General features: G+C 64.2%; 17 protein-coding genes. 6 read left to right on the top strand and 11 right to left on the bottom strand.

Annotated features, from left to right (window positions below; all coding sequences use genetic code 11):
* Nucleotides 1-11: 11 nt before the first annotated feature.
* Nucleotides 12-449, top strand: coding sequence for a DUF6188 family protein (locus LOK44_RS05580; protein WP_163795379.1), 438 nt, complete (start codon nucleotides 12-14; stop codon nucleotides 447-449).
* Nucleotides 450-524: 75 nt separating this feature from the next.
* Here LOK44_RS05580 and LOK44_RS05575 read toward each other — a convergent pair whose 3' ends face one another.
* From LOK44_RS05575 to LOK44_RS05525, 11 genes are all read right to left on the bottom strand, one after another.
* Nucleotides 525-1,574 carry an LLM class flavin-dependent oxidoreductase gene (locus LOK44_RS05575; RefSeq protein ID WP_163795380.1) on the bottom strand — a complete coding sequence of 350 codons (1,050 nt, stop codon included), beginning with the start codon at nucleotides 1,572-1,574 and terminating at the stop codon, nucleotides 525-527.
* On the bottom strand, nucleotides 1,571-2,167 hold the full coding sequence (locus tag LOK44_RS05570; RefSeq protein WP_163801368.1) for a TetR/AcrR family transcriptional regulator: 597 nt from the start codon (nucleotides 2,165-2,167) through the stop codon (nucleotides 1,571-1,573). Before LOK44_RS05570 ends, LOK44_RS05575 begins: the two co-directional genes overlap by 4 nt.
* Nucleotides 2,168-2,406: 239 nt before the next feature.
* Nucleotides 2,407-2,946, bottom strand: a complete 540-nt coding sequence (locus tag LOK44_RS29660; protein WP_163795381.1) for a PaaI family thioesterase — start codon at nucleotides 2,944-2,946, stop codon at nucleotides 2,407-2,409.
* A gap of 181 nt (nucleotides 2,947-3,127) precedes the next feature.
* On the bottom strand, nucleotides 3,128-3,790 hold the full coding sequence (locus LOK44_RS05560; RefSeq protein WP_011895428.1) for a transglutaminase-like domain-containing protein: 663 nt from the start codon (nucleotides 3,788-3,790) through the stop codon (nucleotides 3,128-3,130).
* A 10-nt stretch (nucleotides 3,791-3,800) separates the two neighbouring features.
* Nucleotides 3,801-4,886, bottom strand: a complete 1,086-nt coding sequence (locus LOK44_RS05555) for a BtrH N-terminal domain-containing protein (protein ID WP_011895429.1) — start codon at nucleotides 4,884-4,886, stop codon at nucleotides 3,801-3,803.
* A gap of 389 nt (nucleotides 4,887-5,275) precedes the next feature.
* On the bottom strand, nucleotides 5,276-6,382 hold the full coding sequence (locus LOK44_RS05550) for an NDMA-dependent alcohol dehydrogenase (RefSeq protein WP_163795382.1): 1,107 nt from the start codon (nucleotides 6,380-6,382) through the stop codon (nucleotides 5,276-5,278).
* Between the two features lie 42 nt (nucleotides 6,383-6,424).
* On the bottom strand, nucleotides 6,425-8,053 hold the full coding sequence (locus LOK44_RS05545) for a fatty acid--CoA ligase (protein WP_197748315.1): 1,629 nt from the start codon (nucleotides 8,051-8,053) through the stop codon (nucleotides 6,425-6,427).
* A 36-nt stretch (nucleotides 8,054-8,089) separates the two neighbouring features.
* Nucleotides 8,090-8,500 carry an SCP2 sterol-binding domain-containing protein gene (locus LOK44_RS05540; RefSeq protein WP_163795384.1) on the bottom strand — a complete coding sequence of 137 codons (411 nt, stop codon included), beginning with the start codon at nucleotides 8,498-8,500 and terminating at the stop codon, nucleotides 8,090-8,092.
* Between the two features lie 263 nt (nucleotides 8,501-8,763).
* Nucleotides 8,764-9,966, bottom strand: coding sequence for an NAD(P)/FAD-dependent oxidoreductase (locus tag LOK44_RS05535; RefSeq protein ID WP_163795385.1), 1,203 nt, complete (start codon nucleotides 9,964-9,966; stop codon nucleotides 8,764-8,766).
* The gene (locus tag LOK44_RS05530; RefSeq protein WP_174266741.1) at nucleotides 9,963-11,354 is read right to left on the bottom strand and encodes a cytochrome P450; all 1,392 of its coding nucleotides are present in this window, start codon (nucleotides 11,352-11,354) and stop codon (nucleotides 9,963-9,965) included. Before LOK44_RS05530 ends, LOK44_RS05535 begins: the two co-directional genes overlap by 4 nt.
* Nucleotides 11,355-11,374: 20 nt before the next feature.
* On the bottom strand, nucleotides 11,375-11,695 hold the full coding sequence (locus tag LOK44_RS05525; RefSeq protein ID WP_163795386.1) for a 2Fe-2S iron-sulfur cluster-binding protein: 321 nt from the start codon (nucleotides 11,693-11,695) through the stop codon (nucleotides 11,375-11,377).
* Nucleotides 11,696-11,816: 121 nt separating this feature from the next.
* Here LOK44_RS05525 and LOK44_RS05520 point away from each other — a divergent pair, with 121 nt between their 5' ends.
* The 5 genes from LOK44_RS05520 (at nucleotide 11,817) to LOK44_RS05500 (ending at nucleotide 18,105) form a co-directional block, all read left to right on the top strand.
* Nucleotides 11,817-12,824 (top strand): helix-turn-helix domain-containing protein, encoded by a 1,008-nt coding sequence (locus LOK44_RS05520; protein ID WP_163795387.1) that lies wholly within the window; start codon nucleotides 11,817-11,819, stop codon nucleotides 12,822-12,824.
* 217 nt (nucleotides 12,825-13,041) lie between these two features.
* Complete coding sequence (locus LOK44_RS05515) at nucleotides 13,042-14,550, top strand: carboxylesterase/lipase family protein (protein ID WP_163795388.1); 1,509 nt, start codon at nucleotides 13,042-13,044, stop codon at nucleotides 14,548-14,550.
* Nucleotides 14,551-14,789: 239 nt separating this feature from the next.
* On the top strand, nucleotides 14,790-15,557 hold the full coding sequence (locus tag LOK44_RS05510) for an enoyl-CoA hydratase/isomerase family protein (RefSeq protein ID WP_163795389.1): 768 nt from the start codon (nucleotides 14,790-14,792) through the stop codon (nucleotides 15,555-15,557).
* 2 nt (nucleotides 15,558-15,559) lie between these two features.
* Nucleotides 15,560-16,372, top strand: a complete 813-nt coding sequence (locus LOK44_RS05505; RefSeq protein WP_163795390.1) for a TIGR03084 family metal-binding protein — start codon at nucleotides 15,560-15,562, stop codon at nucleotides 16,370-16,372.
* Nucleotides 16,369-18,105, top strand: coding sequence for an acyclic terpene utilization AtuA family protein (locus LOK44_RS05500; protein WP_163795391.1), 1,737 nt, complete (start codon nucleotides 16,369-16,371; stop codon nucleotides 18,103-18,105). The genes LOK44_RS05505 and LOK44_RS05500 overlap by 4 nt, the downstream gene beginning before the upstream one ends.
* The last annotated feature ends 252 nt before the right edge of the window (nucleotides 18,106-18,357 follow it).

The following is an 18,357-nucleotide window of genomic DNA, read 5'->3' as shown; positions in this document are numbered from 1 at the left end:
AAGAGATTGCCATGTACACCCAGTGGATCGAGAACCTCGTCGTGCAGCGCCTCTCGGTGCGAGATGGCCTGGTTTTGGACTTCGATGACTACAACGAAATCGTCATCTCCTGCCCCCTGTTGTTGACCCTGCCTGCCGTCGGCACCTACCCCGTCGAGGCGGTGCGGATCGACCCCCTCAGGATCGCCACCCACGAACGTCCACTGCTAAACCTCGCTGGCGCGGTGTGCACGCAGGCCTGGTCCAGCGACGATGGAGGGCTACACCTGAGCTTCTCGCGCGGGCACCGCATCGATGTCGACCCCGACGCGGAACAGACAGCGTGGGAGCTCTATGGCATGCGCCACGGCTACATGGCGTGCCTGCCTCGGGGCCGGTTACGCGTGGTCCGCCATGACCTCCCCGACAACGATGACGCGGACATCGTCAACAGCGGCGCGCAACCATAGGCACGGTCGACGCGCCAGACGCTGAAGGCGGATGCGGACGTGGGGACGGGTCGGGCTTCGGCAGCAATGCGTGGATCAGGTTGAACGTGGACCGGACTGCCCTGGCGACATTGAGGGGGGCGAACATTCCCGGATGATGCTGTCGAGGTTTTGCTGCACGCGCTCCGGAGCGATGCCAACCGATGGTGAATACAGCATGATGTGGTCGAGGACGCCGTCGTAGCGTCTCAGTTGTTCTCGGACGTGGTGTGCCGTCCCGGCGACGCCCATGGTGTCGATCATCTCCTCCGACACCGCGGCGAACATCGCCGGGAAATCGCGCTGGGCGAATGCTTCCCGGATGGTTCGGCCCTCGCTGGCGAATCCGTTCACATCGAGTACCGTCTCGTACGATTTGACCGAGGAGTAGAACGCAATCTGCTGCGCCAGTTCGCGTCTGGCAACCTCGGCGTCGTCGTGGATGGCGCACATCACCATGGAAATGATTTCCACGTCATTGGGGTCGCGGCCCGTGTGCGCGGCACCCCGGGCGATAGCGGGCCGGACGATCTCCTCGACGTAGGTGGTCGTGAACAGGGGATGTCCGGCCAGGCCGTCGGCCACCCGCCCCGCCGCCTCGCACATCCGGGCCCGGACACCGGCAGTGACGATCGGGATCGGCCGGCTGGGGGGTCCCACGTCGCCGGTCGGGGTGAGATTCATTCTGTAGAAACGGCCCTCGTGATGGATGGGGCCTTCATGCAGGTTCCAGATCCGGCGCAGCAGCATCACGAGTTCTTCCATCCGCAGCGCGGGTGCGGAAGTGTCGGGCACGCCGTGCCAGTCGCTCATCATCCGTTTGGTGCCGTTGCCGATGCCGAGCACCAGCCGTCCTTCGGAGAGTTCGTCGAGATCACGCGCCTCGGTGGCCAGCACCAGCGGGCTTCGGCCGACGCCGTAGAGAATGGAGGAACCGATCCGGCAGTTCTGTGTGCTGTTGGCCATCGCGGCCATGGAGATCGATCCGGACCGGGAGTAGAACTCCGAGGCCCATACGGCGTCGAACCCGGCCGCGTCGGCGGCCTGGGCGGTCTGGGCCAGTGACTTCAAATCCGCGCCGAGAACCGACAGGCCGTAGGTGCTCATGACTGGTCTCCTGTGCGCGGGCGCAGGCCGTCCAACATGACGGCGCTGAGGGTGCTGGCGACCACCGTCTCGTCGAGGTGGTTCCCCGTCACCAGATACATGAGTGCGTTGATGGTGACCGCACCGAACAGCGCAATGGACGTCGATCGTGCATCAGGCTGGGCGACGAGGGATCCGTCGCGGGCTCCTTCGACGAGCAGGGTCTCGACGGGTTGTTGGTAGGCGGTATTGATCATCTCGGCGATGGCCGGCATGCGGGCCGCTCGTCCCAGTTCGCCGATGAGTGCACGGCAAACGGCTGGCCGCTGCGCCATTGCCCGCAGTTGTGCGCGGATGACGAGTTCGAGGCGTTCGGCACCGGAGCCGTCGGTGTGCACGATCGTGGTCACGGCATCGGAGATGTCCTTGAGGAGGTCTTCGAGCAGGAAGGCAAGGATGTCTTCTTTGCCGGCGAAGTAGTAGTACAGCGTCGCCTCCGGGACGCCGGTCACCGCGGCGACGTCTTCGAAATTCGAGTCGTTGGGCCCCTTTTCGGCGGACAAGTCCGCCGAGGCGGGATGACGGTCACATATTTGAGATGGAGTATCGTGCATCGGCCTATCCAGTTCACTGAGTTCAGACTCGCAGTCTAAATGCTCGTTTCTCGTCACGGTAGGAGGTCATCATGGTCACACGAATCTCTCACTGACCCGCCAAAGTCCGGGGGAACAAAGCCGTTCAGACATCTCCTCATCTGGCGTGCGATACCAACCGTGAGAAATGATGCCTATCTCGGCTCGGCTAGGCGGGCAGTGCTAAGTGCGCTGTTCCTTCTTCGAAAAGACCACCGCCATCAAGGATGACGGTTTCCCATCGCCTCGCGCGAGTCGTCGTTTTCCCCATTGCGTGCCGGAGAGGCCTTGCCCGCGGCATCGGTGAAGTGCGCAAGCGTAACGACCACGAATAACCCGTCCGCGGAGGCCACTAGCTTCTGGGTGGTTTCCTCCCTCAGTTCTGCCCTGACTTCGAGTCTTCGGCCGGTCCGAGACACGAGGTCCGCGCCGACCAAATACGGCGTATGAAGCAGCACCGGCGCAAAGAAATCGGTGTTCAGTTTGCGGGTGACGGCCATCTCACCGACGACGTAGAGCAGCATCCCCACCATGTCGTCGAGAACTGTAATGACCGCGCCGCCATGCGCGATCCCGGGTGCGCCGCGATGTCGGCCATCGAAGACATGCCTGGCAATCACCCCGTTGCCACGCCGACGCGCTCGCAGGCCATGACCGTGTGGATTGTCTTTGCCGCAGCCTAGGCACCACGGGTGGTGCTGCTGGAGATCGTCGCCATCCTCGACAACTGCACGACTCTTGAAATCGTGCCACCACGCCACTGCCGAATCTTCATTCGCTTGCTCGTCGATATGGAACTCCTAACCACCAGAACAAATTACAGTCGTCACCATGGACTCACATTGGTGGCGGCGCCGGCCATGCGCGTAGATGCGAGAGCGCCTATCGTCGACCAAATCGCACTGACCGTGTTTCGGTGTATCGCGATTTCGTCATAGACCCTCACTGCGAAAAGGCGTCGCGCTCGGGGGCGGACTTTTGCATGAGCGGCCCGTACCGGTTATGCAACTCGGTGACGATGTCAGTAAAGGGGAGGTCGTGGTACCAGCCGCGGTCGTTGAGATACTCCATGTGTTTGCTTCCCTCGCCGTCGTGGGCATGAAGAAGCGCATCGCTGTGGCCGTCGAAGTCGATCGGAGGTACACCGAATCGCGCGCAGAGTTCGGCGTTGAACGCCGGCGTCGCCTTCACCCAACGGTCGTTGAGTCGTAGTTCGCTGTATCCGTGGTAAACGAATAAGTCGGTGCCCCCCATCCGGGCACGCAACGTGGGGGTCTGCAGATGATTCCGCACATCTGCGAATCCCAGCCGGGCGGGAATGCCTGCCGCGCGAGCTGCCGCGGTCAGCAGCACCGCCTTCGGTACGCAATACGCTTTCGACGCCGTCGCTACATAGCTCGCCCGATAATGCTCGGGGTCGTCGTCTGTGCTGTAGGGGTCGTACCAAATCCTGTCTCGCACCGCGGCGAAGATCAACCTTGCCTTCTCCACAGGGGCACGGGCGTCACCCACCGCTTCGTCGGTGAAACGCTGAACATCGTCGTGCTGCCAATCCAGGAATTCCGATGTCTCTAAGAACGTGGAATCACTCGGAATTTCGCTCATACAGTGCCTTTCAGTTGGATTCGATGTCGATCTCAACGGCGCTGACCGATCGACTGGCTTTTTCGAGGGCTTCGACGAGACGCACCTCTGCCTCCGGGATCATGGCGGCGACATCGGCCGTGGCTAGGCTCCTGCTTCGCAGCGGGGCATCGACGTTCGTGGCAGCTGCCGCGAGCGCAGACCACGCCTCGGAAGCGTGTTTAGCCGCCGCAGCAGCGTCGGCAGCGGCCGCGTCATGAAGTTGATCGGCGATGCTCTGGCAACCCTGCGCCTGCAACGTACGAAAGAGTCCACCACCGGTGCCGGCTTTCTCGATGAACGCTCCGAGGCCGAACAGTGCTGCGGCGAGTGCATCGTCGTCGAACAGCGTTGGCCAACGACGCAAGTCAGCGGCGAAGTCATGCACGCCGTTCAACCCCGATGATTCGACGTCAGCCGCCTCGACGCGCAGTAGCGGCGCGCCCGCGGCGTCACCTCGCATGAACGCTGCGCTCGCAGCGAGCGCGGCGCCCGCAATCGGACGAAGGTCGGGCATTTGGTCCGGCCAGTCGACGTGATAGGTGGTGTGTCGGGTTGGCGTAGGGAACCCGACTGACGAACGTGCTCGCCGTAGAGCGTCATAGGGAACCAGTTGGGTCGTGTCGCGGTCATTGTCGACTACGTAGGCCACGCGTTGTTCGTCGTCATATCCGACGATGACGATGTCGTGGCGGCTCATCTGCAGTCGGACGCGCAGATAGGGAAGTTCGCCGATGTCCGCCCACACCATGACCGGCCGGCCCTCGTCGATTTCATCGGTCACAAATGCCCATCCCTCGTGTGGGTCATCGGTGGATTGCACGACGAAGTTGGCGCCGACCCGGGTGAGGTAATCGCGCTCCAGGTCGCTTCCTCGTCCGACCAGGTACACCTGGGGAAACAACTGTGCAGATCGGACGTACGAGAAGTCTAGGGCTCCGCCGAGGGCGAAGACCAGTCCTTCACTCAATGCCTCGGTGCCCCAACCGAGTTCGGCCCATTCACTGAGGTCACGAAGCGCACCGGAGCCGCAATGCCCTCCCATTCTATGCCGATAGGGAATCTGAACTTTCGCCATAGCCGCCTCCTTGCGCATCTTATTGGCACTGTAAACCTCTGCAGGAGTTCGCATCACCAGGCGGTTGCCCGAGTACCGCAGGCGTGAAACTCGGGTAGCAGGCGCGGAACACTCCAACGCTTTGACGGCGTGCCACCGGTCCGCCGACCAGATCGAGTGTTCACGGTCCTCGACATCATGTGTGGATCGACAGTCGCGGCGCGAAGATCAGTAACTGCGAGAATCCTCGGCCGAACACACTGACCGCGTACGGCTGTGGATACACGATGTTCACCCCGTTGGCTCCGCACTGAGGCGGCACGCGAGAAAGCCACTCGACGACACCTGTCCGACCGTTGCACCGAGCGTGCAAACTGCAGCTCCTTCCGCCCCCGGATTGTTCTCCTGTATCAGAATCGGATGAGTCCTCTGATGTTGCGGCCTGATCGCATGTCGTCGTAGCCCTCATTGATCTCATCGAGGGTGTACTCACGGGTGATCAGCTCGTCGAGTTTGAGTTGTCCGGAGTTGTAGAGTTCGACGAGCCGCGGGATGTCGTGGGCGGCGTTGGACGAGCCGTAGAGGGCACCGCGAATCTGCTTTTCATACAGCGTTAATTCCAGCAGCGAGCCCGACATCGATGTGTCTTCGGGGTGTCCGATCGCGGTAATGACCACACGGCCGCGTTTACCGACCAGTGATAGCGCCTCAGCGGTGTAGGCCCCTTCGGCGACGTCGGTGGTCAAGACGCAGACGTCGGCGAGTTTGCCACGGGTGATGTCGCTGATCAGTGACCAGGCCTCATCGATGGTGGCAACGGCATGCGTCGCGCCGAAACCGCCAGCTTGTTCGCGCTTGAACTCCACTGGGTCGACAGCCACGATGGTCAACGCGCCAGCGATGCGGGCGCCTTGGATCGCATTCATGCCGATGCCGCCGGCGCCGATCACGACCACGGTGTCCCCGGCGCGCACTTCACCGGTGCGTACCGCCGAGCCGTAACCGGTCGTGACACCGCAACCAATCAAGGCCGCCTTGTCCAGCGGTGTCCCGTGGTCAACCTTGACCAAGGAGGCCTTCGGCACCACGGTGTATTCCGAGAACGTGCCCAGCAAGCACATCTGGCCGACATCCTCACCGCGGGCATGGAAGCGGTAGGTGCCGTCGATCTGTGGTCCCATCATGATCGCCGCGCCCATGTCGCACAGGTTCCCCATCCCGCGCGCGCAGTAGGAGCAGTGCCCGCAGGACGGCAGGAATGTGAGGATGACCGAATCGCCGACGGCGAGGTCCTCGACACCTGCACCCACCTCCACCGCGGTGCCGGCGCCTTCATGACCACCGACTACGGGCAGCGGAAACGGCAGATCACCGGTCACGAGGTGTTCGTCTGAATGGCACAACCCGCTCGCGGTCAACTGGACCAGCACTTCATCCACACCGGGAGGATCCAACTCGATCTCGTCGACCTCCCACTTCTCTCCCAGTCCCCAGAGCACTGCGGCGCGCGTCTTCATGTGTGTCTCCTCAACGTCGATCTTTCCTTGGCAGTGGATGGTTCACGCCAGCGTCTCGACGGCGAGGTCACCGTCGGCGTGCTGGCTGCGCAGCTTCTTCTTGTCGAACTTGCCAGTAGACGTCAACGGAACGTCGGCGACGAACGCCCACCGTTCCGGTAGCCACCACTTGGCCACCCGTGCACGCAGGAACTCGGTCAACTCCGCAGCGGTGGCGGTGCAGTCAGCGGCCAGGACCACCACTGCCAGCGGCCGTTCCTGCCACTTGTCGTCGGGCACTCCAATCACCGTGGCGGTGCGTACTGCAGGGTGAGCGGCCAACTCGTTCTCCAGTTCCACCGAGGAGATCCACTCTCCTCCAGACTTGATCACGTCTTTGGCACGGTCGGTGAGAGTGATGAAGGCATCGGCGCTGATCGTTCCGACATCTCCGGTGCACAACCACCCGTCCGGCGACACCGCCGGACTGTCATACTCGTAATAGGACTGAGTGATCCATGGGCCGCGGATCTGAATCTCCCCAACCGACTTTCCGTCCCAAGGTTGTTCTGCACCGCTGTCATCAACGATGCGGGCCTGCACACCGGCCACTACCCTGCCTTGGGTTCCGCGCAGGTAAAGGGACCTCTCCGGGGTGTCGGTGTTCCGCGGCAGAGCGACCGCAGCCAGCGGGGAGGTCTCGGTCATCCCCCAGGCCTGCACAATGCGGATGCCAAGTTCGTCATAGGCAGTCATCAACGACCGCGGAACCGCCGAACCACCGCACGCCACCATCTTCAGCGAACTCAGGTCGTGGCCGGGATTGTCGCGCAGGTAGTGCAAGACATCGGTCCAGATCGTCGGCACAGCGCCCGCCATCGTGGGCCGGGCCGCCTCGATCATCTCCACCAAGGGCCCCGCCTGCAGGAAACGGTCAGGCAGCAGCAGCTGCGCCCCCGCCATCATCGCCGCATACGGCAATCCCCAGGCATTAGCGTGGAACATTGGAACGATCGCCAACACCGTGTCGTCATGACCGATGCCCAAGGCGTTCGAGGTGCACGCCGCTTGAGAGTGCAGCCACGTCGAACGGTGGCTGTAGACAACGCCTTTCGGGTGCCCGGTAGTACCGCTCGTGTAGCACATCGCTGCGGCCGACTGCTCGTCGACATCGGGCCAGTCGAACGTGCTCGACTGCGCGCCCACCACGTCGTCGTAGCGAAGGACGTCCTTTCCGCATCCCTGCACCGCGGCAAGATCGCCGGTGCCGGTTACCAGCACCGTGCGCACCGAGGTCATCGACGGCAACGCCCCCGCCAACAGGTTCAGCACCGTACCGTCGACGATGATCACCTGATCTTCGGCATGATTGGCGATCCACGTCAGCTGTTCAGGTGGCAGCCGCAGATTCAACGTATGTAGCACCGCACCCATCGACGGCACCGCTGCGTAACAGTCCAGGTGCTCCTGGTTGCTCCACTGCAGCGTCGCGACACGCTCGTCTCCACGAATGCCGATCTCGCGCAATGCATTAGCCAACCGCGCCGCACGCTGCCCCAGCTCGTGATACGAAACCCCAGAGATCTGTTGGGGTCCGCGTGCGGTCAACACCTCGCGATCGCCATGGACTGCCGCAGCATGGGCCACGATCGCGGGCACCGTCAACGCAACGTCCTGCATCGTGCTCCTCATCGCGCACCAGCCCTACAGCCCGCGATGAGACGACGATCACGCATCGATCAGGTCCTGCCGATTCTGACTCTGCAACATCGAACGGTACTCGGGGAACAAGTTCTTCGCCTGCGGGATCAACTTGATCAACTTCGGCACCGGGCCCTTCGCACGCACCGTTCCCTTGGCCATCGCCATCGTCAGGTTCACCTTCCCCAGCCAGAACTTGTTCCCGGTGTCCGCCGACATGAACAGTTCGACATTGGGCACCGCGGTACTGGACGCTCCGGTCTCCACCACCTTGTTCGGCATGTCCACCGTCACCACCGCGTCCGGATCGGTGTAGTGAACCCGCAACACCACACCCGAACTTGCGAGCTTGTCCCCAAGTCCCTCCTTCTCCAAACCCCGCCCAAAGATCCCACCCAAAAAGGCATAGACCTCGTCCTCGTCCTTGAACACCGCCACCGTCAACCTCCACCAACCTCGTTTTCAGAAAACAACATTCGCGAGCATCGACTCCAGACGATGCTGCCTCCGAAGAGAACCGTCACGCTTGTTGGCGACCCCCGCCAGCTCCTGATGCGCTGCGGTAGTACCGCCATGGTGGCCAACTGTGTCCGCTAGCCGTCCCCTTTGCCAGCGGAGTTGGATGGCGGTTGGCCTCGACGTCACCGAGACAAGAATCGCATCGCGGTCGCCGTCCCATCGCACCACCGCAACCATGAACCTCAGGCCGGGCCGGCGAGCATCAGTTCGGCCCGTTCGATCGGGACTTGCTGCGTGATGACCCGCTTGCTGAATACGAAGTCGCGGGGTCGGTTGATGCAGTCGGCGGCAATGAGTTCGCCGGCCCGCAGGTAGAAGCAGGTGAAGTCGCGGTCTCGGGTCGGGTCGCCGCTGAGGACGACCTCGTCGTATCCGGTGTTGAGACCGGCGATCTGGAGCTTCACGTCGTATTGATCGGACCAGAACCATGGCAGCGCTGCGACTTTCTTCGACTTACCGCAGATGGTCGCGGCGGCGACTTTGGCCTGCTCGCCTGCGCCTGGCACGGACTCCAGGCGGATGCGACGGCCGTAACGGGCCATGTGGTGGCTGGCGCAGTCCCCGGCAGCCACGATGTCGGGGTCGGTGGTCCGGGCCTGGTCGTCGATCACGACGCCGTTGTCGATGGCCAGGCCCGCGGCGGCAGCGAGATCGGTGTTCGGCTCGACGCCGATGCCGACGATGACGAGGTCGGCGGGGATTGATTCGCCACTGGCCAGGATTACTTCGCGGACCCTGCCGTCTCCGGACATGGCATCGACCAGCGCGTCCGTCTGGATGTCAACGCCCTCCTCGCGGTGGATCCGGTCGAAGAACGCTGATACCGCGGGGGCGGTGACCCGTTCGAGGACCCGCTCGGTGGCCTCGAGGACGGTGACCTCCAGCCCCAGTGCGCGCAATGAGGCGGCTGCCTCCAGTCCGATGTAGCCACCACCGACGATCACGGCACGACGCCCGGGGCTGGTCCGCTCTCTGATCATCGCGACGTCCGCCGCAGTGCGTAGGTAACACACCCCGGGCAGGTCGGCTCCCGGGATGGAGAGCCGGCGAGGCCGGGCACCTGTGCACAGCGCGAGCTTGTCGTAGGGCAATGCGTCGCCGGTGGTCAGCGAGAGGTGACCGGCGGAGCGGTCGAGCACCTCCACCGTCGCATCCATGAGCTTGATTCGCTGCTTGGTGTAAAACTCGGCGTTGCGGATCGCCAACTCGTCGACTGTGCACTTCCCGGCCAGATATGCCTTCGACAGCGGGGGCCGATGGTGTGGCAACGCCGACTCATTGCCGACGAGGACGATCTCGCCGTCCCATCCTTCTTGACGAAGGCTGGCCGCCAGTTGGGCGCCCGCGTGGCTGGCGCCCACGATGACCGCTCGATGCAAAGTCATGCGCCGGCTTTCGGGGTGAGGCGGACCATCAGCTTGCTGATTCCCCTGACGAAGTTGGACTGCACGTACTCGGGCTCACCGACGACTTCGATGTCTTCGAAACGCGGAAGGAGTTCCTCCCAGAGGATTCGCAACTGCATTTCGGCCAGTCGGTTGCCCATACAGCGATGGACGCCGAAACCGAAGGAGATGTGGTTACGGGCGTTGGCCCGGTCGATGATCAGCTCGTCGGGGCGATCGAATACGCGCTCGTCGCGGTTGCCGGAGGCGTACCACATGACTACTTTGTCGCCCTTCCGGATGAACTGTCCGTTCAAGACGGTGTCCGCCTTGGCGATCCGCCGCATATAGGCGAGCGGGGTTTGCCACCGGATGATCTCCGAGACCATGTTGGGGATCAGGTCAGGGTTCGCCTTCAGCTTCTGAAACTGGTCAGGGAACTCGTTAAGCGCGAGAACACCACCGCTCATGGAATTGCGGGTCGTATCGTTGCCGCCCACGATCAGCAATACCAAGTTCCCCAGAAACTCCATCGGGCGGTCGATCAGGTCCTTGGTGCTCTCGTCACTCTGCAACATGGTGATCAAATCGAAGCCGGGCTGCTCGCCGGCAGCTGTCCGAGCTGCCTTATCCCGCCAATGAGCGCTGAGACCTCGCGCCATATCGACCATTCCACGAAACACCTCATCGTTGTCCGAGGGGCCACCGTTGGCTTGCTCCATCGAGGTGGCCAGATCGGACCATTCGACGAGCTTGCGCCGCTGCTCGAACGGGAAGTCGAGCAGCGTGGCGAGCATGCGCGCAGTTAGCTCGATCGAGACGTGCTGCACCCAGTTGAACGGTTCGCCGAGCGGGAGATCGTCGAGCACGTCACGGACGCGCTCCCGAATGAGGCTCTCCATCTCACGCAGGTTCTTGGGTGCCACCACGCCTTGGACAGCGGCCCGCTGCCTGTCGTGTTCCGGCGGATCCATCGCGATGAACATCGCGATATCGAGAAAACGAGGGGGGGTTCCGATCACGATCAACGGCTCGGCGGAGAAGACCTCGTGGTTCTTGTCGACGGATACGATGTCGGCATGTCTGGTGACGGACCAGAACGGGCCGAACGCGCTGTTGGCCTGATAGTGCACAGGGGCCTCGTTGCGGAGGCGCTCGTAATACGACTTCCAGCGACCCTGACGGTAGAGAAAAGGATCGCTGAGGTCGATGTCGGTCAGTTCGAGTTCGGCAGCCGGCGGGATCGGTCGCTCAGTGAAGATTTTCTCACCGTTGGTGCCGGTAACCCAGCGACGGGTCTTGTCGTAAAGGTGGGCGCCCTGGATCAATCGGTCCAACGGAATGGTGGCCCGAGCCTTGGCGGTAACTGCCTCGCGAATACCGGTCACGTCTGTGTGTCCTCTCGTCGTTACATCTGGAACTCTGGCGTGTGGACGATCAACCCATCCCACGCCTCGGAGACCGGCATCTGGCAGGACAGCCGAGAGGTCGGCTGGCGCTCGGGGTTCATCGCCAGCATCTCCTCTTCACCGGCGCCGGAGGAGCCGACCTCATCGGACCACTGCGGATCGACGACGACGTGGCAGGTCCCGCACGCGGCCTCGCCTCCGCAGTCGCCGTCGATGCCGGGCACTGCATTGTTGGTCGCGACCTGCATCAGTGACTTACCCTCCTCGAGGGGCACCACGTGCTTGTCGCCGTCGTGGGAGACAAAAGTGACAACGGCCATAACCATCTCCTCGGTCGTCCTTGGTGTGAATGCTTGTTAACAAGCCTTGTCGAAGATGGGCGCTTCGGCTATGTTCGCCGGGACCAAGAACTTGTGGATTCGGCTCAGAGGGGGGTGGTCAATGAACCTCGATGACGTGGGTGTGCCCCCACTTGCGTTCGTTCAAATGCTCGAGAGTCAAGCACTCGACCCCGACGCCGTCGCGCAGCTTCGCAACATCATGGCTCGCGAAGGAACCGACGAGGCGACGCTGATCCGGCGTGACATCCAGGCCCCGTTACGGTGGTTTCGCGAGGTCTACCCCGATCTCGAGATCGACCGGGCAACCCTGCTGGGCTTCGCGTTCGCTCGACAAGCCCAGGTAACGTCCTTCGGCCCGTTGAGTGTTCCGCTGGTCAGCGCAGGCTCGGTAGCCGAGATCGTGGAGCTGCTCACCTATCTGCCGCTCATCACCACGGCTATCAATGCACAATTCCGTCCAAGTGACCAAGGCCTCACCGTCGAACTCTTGGGACACACGAGCGATCCGGCCCTGGACTGCCTGGCCGTCACATACACCGGGTTGGCGTTGTTGCGACTGCTGAACATGCTCGTAGGTGACGCGCCCACCGTCACACTCCACCTGGGTTGGCCAGCGCCCGTTGCCCTGAACGATCTCGACGAGGACGTGGTGCCACCCGGGCGCCTCTTCTTTGACGCCCCGAAGTCCTACCTTCACGTTCCCGTCGACACACTTGATGACGTGTGCCGGTTCTCCGATCCCCTCGCGTATCGACTCGTCATCGCCCAATTGAAGCGGGCTCTCGACGAGCGTCGCGGAGCCACATCCTTCTCGGAGAAGGTGAGACGACTGTTGGAGAAGGATCCCGGACGGCGAAGTAGCCAGTGGGTCGCAGACGAACTCGCGGTGTCCACGAGCACACTCAAACGGCGCCTCTCCGAAGAGGGCACCACCTTCCGCGAATTGCGCGAGTCGTGTTTGCGCGAGAGCGCGATGATGCTGTTACTCACACGTTCGGCGAGCCAGGTCGCCACGGAACTCGGGTATGGCGACCTCACCAACTTCTCGCATGCCTTCAAGCGATGGACCGGCCGCTCTCCGAGCGCGTACCGGCTCTCAAAACACTGAGGGTGTCCCAGTGGCCCGGAGATTCCCGGCCATGGGAAGCGTCCCCTCCTGGAATGACACACCCGGTCCTCAAGAATCAGCCAAGATGTCACCGACGGCCGCGGGCTGCTGACCCAACCCGAGTGAGTCATCAGTGGGAGGCACAACCGCGCCCGACACGGCGACTCATGGGCAGAACCGGGCGCTGGTGTGAATGCTCATTCGCTATTGTCGATTGATGCCAGTGAAGCCTGTCCGCACGGACATCGCGCCCGGCGCCATCGAAGGATTCGCGCGAGACGGCGTGAATCGATGGCGGTCCATTCCCTACGCCAAGCCACCGGTCGGCGCCTTGCGATTCAGGGCGCCCCAGCCGGTCGAGCCGTGGGTGGGCGTTCGACGATGTCACCAATTCCGCTACTGCGCTCCGCAGCCCCGCCGGTACACAATCGTCGGTCCGGGCAAGTTCCAGCGTATGAGCGAGGACTGCCTCACCCTCAACGTCGTTGCCCCCGAGGGCGCGTCGGACCGACCTCTGCCCGTGATGTTCTTCATTCACGGCGGGGCGTACTTCCTGGGCAGTTCCGCGACACCGATCTATGATGGTGCGTCGCTTGCCCGCAGCGGTTGCGTGTACGTATCGGCGAACTACCGCCTCGGCGCGCTAGGGGCTGTCGACCTGTCGTCGCTGTCCACCGCACACATCCGTATTGACGACAACCTCTACTTGCGCGACCTCGTGTCGGCGCTCAGGTGGGTACGCGAGAACATCGCGGCATTCGGCGGCGATCCCGATAACGTGACGATCTTCGGAGAGAGCGCGGGCGCGCATGCCGTTACCACATTGCTGGCCGTGCCAGCGGCTAAAGGGCTCTTCGCGCGGGCTATCTCACAAAGTCCGGCCGGCGCGCTATCCCGCTCCAAGGAGTTGGCCGCGGAGTTCGCCGTTAAGTTCGCATCCATTCTCGGCGCCGAGGATCGGGAGCCCGCCCGCCGCCTGCTGGCGGCGCGTCCTGCTCAACTGGTGAATGCATTCGATCGCTTGCTCACCACGAGTGCATCGGACCTTGCCGGCGGTTACCCGGTGGGATGCACCTTCGGAACCGACTATCTACCGCTCGACCCCATTCAAGCGATGCGCGAAGGCAAGGCGTACCGTGTGCCGCTGATCATCGGTACGAACGCCGACGAGGGCCGGTTGTTCACTCGCTTCCTCAAACTCCTTCCCACGAACGAAGCGAAGATCGAAGCGTTACTAGCGGGAGCGGAACCCACCTATCGCGAGCGCATTACCGCTGCTTATCCTGAGTATCCAGCCCCCGATGCCTGTATCCGACTGGGGGCCGACTTCACATTCGGATCGACACTGTGGCAGCTCGCGGACTCCCACAGTCGGCACGCCCCCACATATCTGTACCGCTATGACTTCGCCCCGCGAACTCTGCAATGGGCCGGGCTGGGTGCCACCCATGCGACGGAGCTTCTTGCGGTGTTCGACGCCTACCGCACGCCCCTCGGTCGGCTACTCAGCGCCGGGCGCGACCGCCGCTCGGCCCTGCGCGTGAGCGACGACATGCAAGGGCGCTGGGATGCTTTCGCGCGCACCGGAGTTCCAGGAGACGGCTGGCCGCGCTACACCACCGACGCCCGTCCGGTCCTGGTCTTCGATCGCGCTTGGCGGGTGGAGAACGATCCCCATGCCGACCGCCGGCAAGCATGGGAAGGCTTTCAAGTCCTCGGACGCTGACGAGCGGTTCCCCGCGGCGACTCATGCGTTCACAGCACTTGGGACCGATTGCTCTGAGAGCCGGGTCGAAACGGTGACTAGGAGCGCCTCGGGCGCGCCATTGCGCAGAACGGCGAAGAGGACTCATTCTTGCTGAGGATTTTGACGTACGAATGGGGCGTGACATTCCGCCCGGTAACGTACTGCGAGTGAACGAGCCCTCACATCGGGAGGGCGGGTGCCGATCAGGACGGGGATTGATGAGCGAGGAAGCGATCACCTACGAGGTCGTCGACGGGGTGGCCTGGTTGACGATCAATCGCCCCGAGGCGCGGAACGCGCTCAACGGGGCGGTCCGGCAGGGACTGTTCGACACCGTTCACCGCTTCAACGCCGACGACTCCGCCAAGGTTCTGGTGCTGACCGGGGCCGGCGACAAGGCGTTCTGCGCCGGCGGGGACCTCAAAGAGATGGCGGAGACGGCGCTCACGGTTCCGCCACCAGACTTCGCGCCGCAGTTCGGGCGCAACATCGAGGTCGTCAAGCCGACTATTGCCGCGGTCAACGGCATCGCCTACGCCGGCGGATTCCTGCTGGCCCAGCAGTGCGACCTCGTCGTCGCGGCTGAACACGCCAGGTTCGCGGTCAGCGAGGTGAAGGTAGGTCGCGGCTCGCCGTGGGCTGTACCGCTGTCGTGGCTGCTGCCGCCGCGGATTGCGCTGCAGATTCTGATGACCGGCGACCCGATCACTGCCGAGCGGGCCCGCGAGGTCGGGATGGTGAACGAGGTCGTGCCCGCAGCGGAGCTGCGGGCCCGAACGCAGGAGATCGCCCTGCGGATCGCTTCCAACGCACCGCTTTCGGTACTTGCGGCGAAGAAGACGGTATACCTCTCCGCAGAGCACCACCTGACGGAGGCCTACGACCTCGCCGACCAGATATGGGAGCCGGTGTACCTCAGCGCCGACGCGCAAGAGGGTCCCGCCGCCTTCCGCGAGAAGCGCACACCGGTCTGGAAGGGACGTTAGCCGTGGCCGTGACAATGGAGTCCTTGATCACCGACATCGAGGCGGAGACGGCCGACCTGAGGTCGCTGATCGCCGAGTTGCCCGACGGCCCGGCCGGGTGGGACGCGCCCACCCCCGCAGCAGGCTGGGCGGTCCGCGATCAGATCAGCCATCTTGCGTTCTTCGACGACGCCGCGGTGCGGTCAGCCACCGACCCCGACGGGTTCACCGCCGAGATGCTGCCCATGCTGGCCGACGGCCAGATTTCCCCGGACACCATCGCCGAGCGCTACCGGTCGATGCCGGGAACCGAGCTGCTGTCCTGGTTCGACGGCGCGCGCCGCGCCCTCGTCGCTGCCTTCGCCACGATCGACCCCTCAGTGCGGGTGCCATGGTTCGGCCTCCCCATGAGCGCGGCTTCCTCGCTGACCGCGCGGATCATGGAGACCTGGGCGCACGGTCAGGACATCGCCGACGCGCTGGGAGTGACCCGTGTGCCCTCGGCCCGGTTGCGCCACGTCGCCCACATCGGCGTGGGAGCGCGGGCGTTCAGCTACATGGCCAACGGCCTGGAGGTGCCCGAGGAGCCCGTCCGTGTCGAGCTCACCGCACCGGGGGCCGCGCTGTGGACCTGGGGCCCCGACGGCGTGCCCAACCGGGTCACCGGCACTGCGCACGACTTCTGCCTGCTCGTCACCCAGCGCAGGCATCGCGACGACACCGCACTGCACGTCACCGGTCCGCTCGCCGACCAGTGGCTCTCCATCGCGCAGGCCTTCGCCGGACCTCCCGGTGGCGGGCGCACCGCAGGACAGTTCGACGGAGGTGTGTCGTGAGGGACCCGGTCCGTATCGGCAATTGCTCGGGCTTCTACGGCGACCGGATCGCCGCGGCGCGGGAGATGGTCGAGGGCGGGACGGGCGAGCAGAGCATCGACGTGCTCTGCGGGGACTACCTCGCTGAACTGACGATGCTCATCCTGGCGAAGGCCCAGGCGAAGGATCCGGCGGGCGGCTACGCGCGCACGTTCCTGACCCAGATGGAGCAGGTGTTGGGCACCTGTTCCGACCGCGGTATCAAGATCGTGGCCAACGCCGGTGGGCTCAACCCGGCCGGGCTGGCCGTCAGATTGCGCGAGCTTGCGGACCGGCTCGGTATCGCCGTCCGGATCGCCCACGTCGAAGGTGACGACCTGCGCGGGAACCTCTCCGCGATCACCCCTGCGGTCGGTGAGGTCAAGCCGGTGTCGGCCAACGCCTACCTCGGGGGCTGGGGTATCGCCGAAGCGCTGGGTGCGGGCGCCGACGTCGTCGTCACCGGACGGGTGACAGACGCCTCGCTGGTCGTCGGCCCGGCCGCCTGGTGGCACGGGTGGGAGCGCACCGACTGGGACCGGCTCGCCGGTGCCGTCGTGGCCGGCCACGTCATCGAATGCGGACCACAGGCCACGGGCGGCAACTACGCCTTCCTCGACGAGATCACCGACCGTCGCTACCCGGGCTTCCCGATCGCGGAGGTGGCGGCCGACGGCTCGTCGGTGATCACCAAGCACGCCGACACCGGGGGGCTGGTGTCGGTCGGTACGGTCACCGCCCAGCTGCTCTACGAGATCGCCGAGCCGGCCTATTTGGGGCCCGACGTGGTGACTCACTTCGACACGATCTCGCTGGCCCAGCAGGCCGAGCACCGGGTGGCGATCACGGGTGTCACCGGCAGCCCGCCACCGGAGACGCTCAAGGTGGCGCTGAACGAGGTCGGGGGCTACCGGAACACCATGACGGTGGTGCTCACCGGCTTGGACCTGGAGGCGAAAGCCGCGTTCGCGCAGCAGCAGCTGTTCGACATCCTCGGCGGCCGGGGGTCCTTCGCCGAGGTCGACGTCCGGTTTCTGCGTTTCGACACACCGGACGCCCCCACCAACGACCAGGCGTGCGCGCACTTGCGGATCACGGTCAAGGACACCGACCCGCGCAAGGTCGGCCGGGCGTTCTCGAGCGCAATCATGGAGATCGCTTTGGCCGGGTACGCGGGCTTCCACACCACCACGCCACCCACGTCGGAGTCGGCGTTCGGCGTGTACCGTCCAGCGGCCGTGCCCCGGTCGAGCGTGACGCAGGTCGTGGTGCTGCCCGACGGTGAGCGCCGGACGATCGCCGATCCGCCGACCGGTAGCGTGCCGGGCGCGAAAGTCGCGGGCAGCTCGGCCGCTGCGCCGCCGACCGAGCCGACGTGCCGCGCGCCACTGGGTGCGGTGCTGGGCGCGCGGTCCGGCGACAAGGGCGGCAACGCCAATATCGGTCTTTGGGCCCGCGACGACGCCGGCTATGCCTGGGTGCGCGAGCACTTAACCGTCGAGCGACTGCGCGGGCTGCTCGGCCCGGAGGCTGCGCAGCTGCGCATAGAGCGATTCGAGCTGCCCAACCTGCGTGCGCTCAACGTTGTGGTGCACGGGCTGCTGGGGGAAGGCGTGGCATCCTCGACCCGGCCTGATGCCCAGGCGAAGGGCTTGGGCGAGTACCTGCGCTCCCGCATCGTCGACATCCCGCAATCCTTGCTCAGCGCGACCTGACAGGGCCGATCCGGTGCGGCCCGCCGGCCACGCGGTCGGCGCGTAGTCGCCGCTCCCCGTTCGCCGCTTGACTTAGCACCTGCACCAGAGCCTTGTCGCGGCCATATGGTGAGGACGACCGGATGCCACAGCGTCCACCAGACGGTATGGAGGCATTGACCAGATTTCGCCGAACTGTGCGACGAATACGGCGCACCCTCCTCTGCGGGGATGTCGCATTTGCCCGATGAGTCGGGTACCGCCCGTGGATTT

It is taken from the genome of Mycolicibacterium lacusdiani (genome assembly GCF_021916785.1).
In the GTDB taxonomy this organism is placed as follows: domain Bacteria; phylum Actinomycetota; class Actinomycetes; order Mycobacteriales; family Mycobacteriaceae; genus Mycobacterium; species Mycobacterium lacusdiani.
Note: the sequence above shows the minus strand (reverse complement) of the source record. Positions and strands in the feature narration are given on the sequence as shown.

What these genes read in the sequence shown, in the direction of transcription:
- LOK44_RS05545 (WP_197748315.1), bottom strand. Translation starts at nt 8,053, where the DNA reads ATGAGGAGCACGATGCAGGACGTTGCGTTGACGGTGCCCGCGATCGTG.
- LOK44_RS05525 (WP_163795386.1), bottom strand. Translation starts at nt 11,695, where the DNA reads ATGGCCGTTGTCACTTTTGTCTCCCACGACGGCGACAAGCACGTGGTG.
- LOK44_RS05570 (WP_163801368.1), bottom strand. Translation starts at nt 2,167, where the DNA reads ATGCACGATACTCCATCTCAAATATGTGACCGTCATCCCGCCTCGGCG.
- LOK44_RS05555 (WP_011895429.1), bottom strand. Translation starts at nt 4,886, where the DNA reads ATGGCGAAAGTTCAGATTCCCTATCGGCATAGAATGGGAGGGCATTGC.
- LOK44_RS05510 (WP_163795389.1), top strand. Translation starts at nt 14,790, where the DNA reads ATGAGCGAGGAAGCGATCACCTACGAGGTCGTCGACGGGGTGGCCTGG.
- LOK44_RS05535 (WP_163795385.1), bottom strand. Translation starts at nt 9,966, where the DNA reads ATGACTTTGCATCGAGCGGTCATCGTGGGCGCCAGCCACGCGGGCGCC.
- LOK44_RS05560 (WP_011895428.1), bottom strand. Translation starts at nt 3,790, where the DNA reads ATGAGCGAAATTCCGAGTGATTCCACGTTCTTAGAGACATCGGAATTC.
- LOK44_RS05515 (WP_163795388.1), top strand. Translation starts at nt 13,042, where the DNA reads ATGCCAGTGAAGCCTGTCCGCACGGACATCGCGCCCGGCGCCATCGAA.
- LOK44_RS05575 (WP_163795380.1), bottom strand. Translation starts at nt 1,574, where the DNA reads ATGAGCACCTACGGCCTGTCGGTTCTCGGCGCGGATTTGAAGTCACTG.
- LOK44_RS05580 (WP_163795379.1), top strand. Translation starts at nt 12, where the DNA reads ATGTACACCCAGTGGATCGAGAACCTCGTCGTGCAGCGCCTCTCGGTG.
- LOK44_RS05520 (WP_163795387.1), top strand. Translation starts at nt 11,817, where the DNA reads ATGAACCTCGATGACGTGGGTGTGCCCCCACTTGCGTTCGTTCAAATG.
- LOK44_RS05550 (WP_163795382.1), bottom strand. Translation starts at nt 6,382, where the DNA reads ATGAAGACGCGCGCCGCAGTGCTCTGGGGACTGGGAGAGAAGTGGGAG.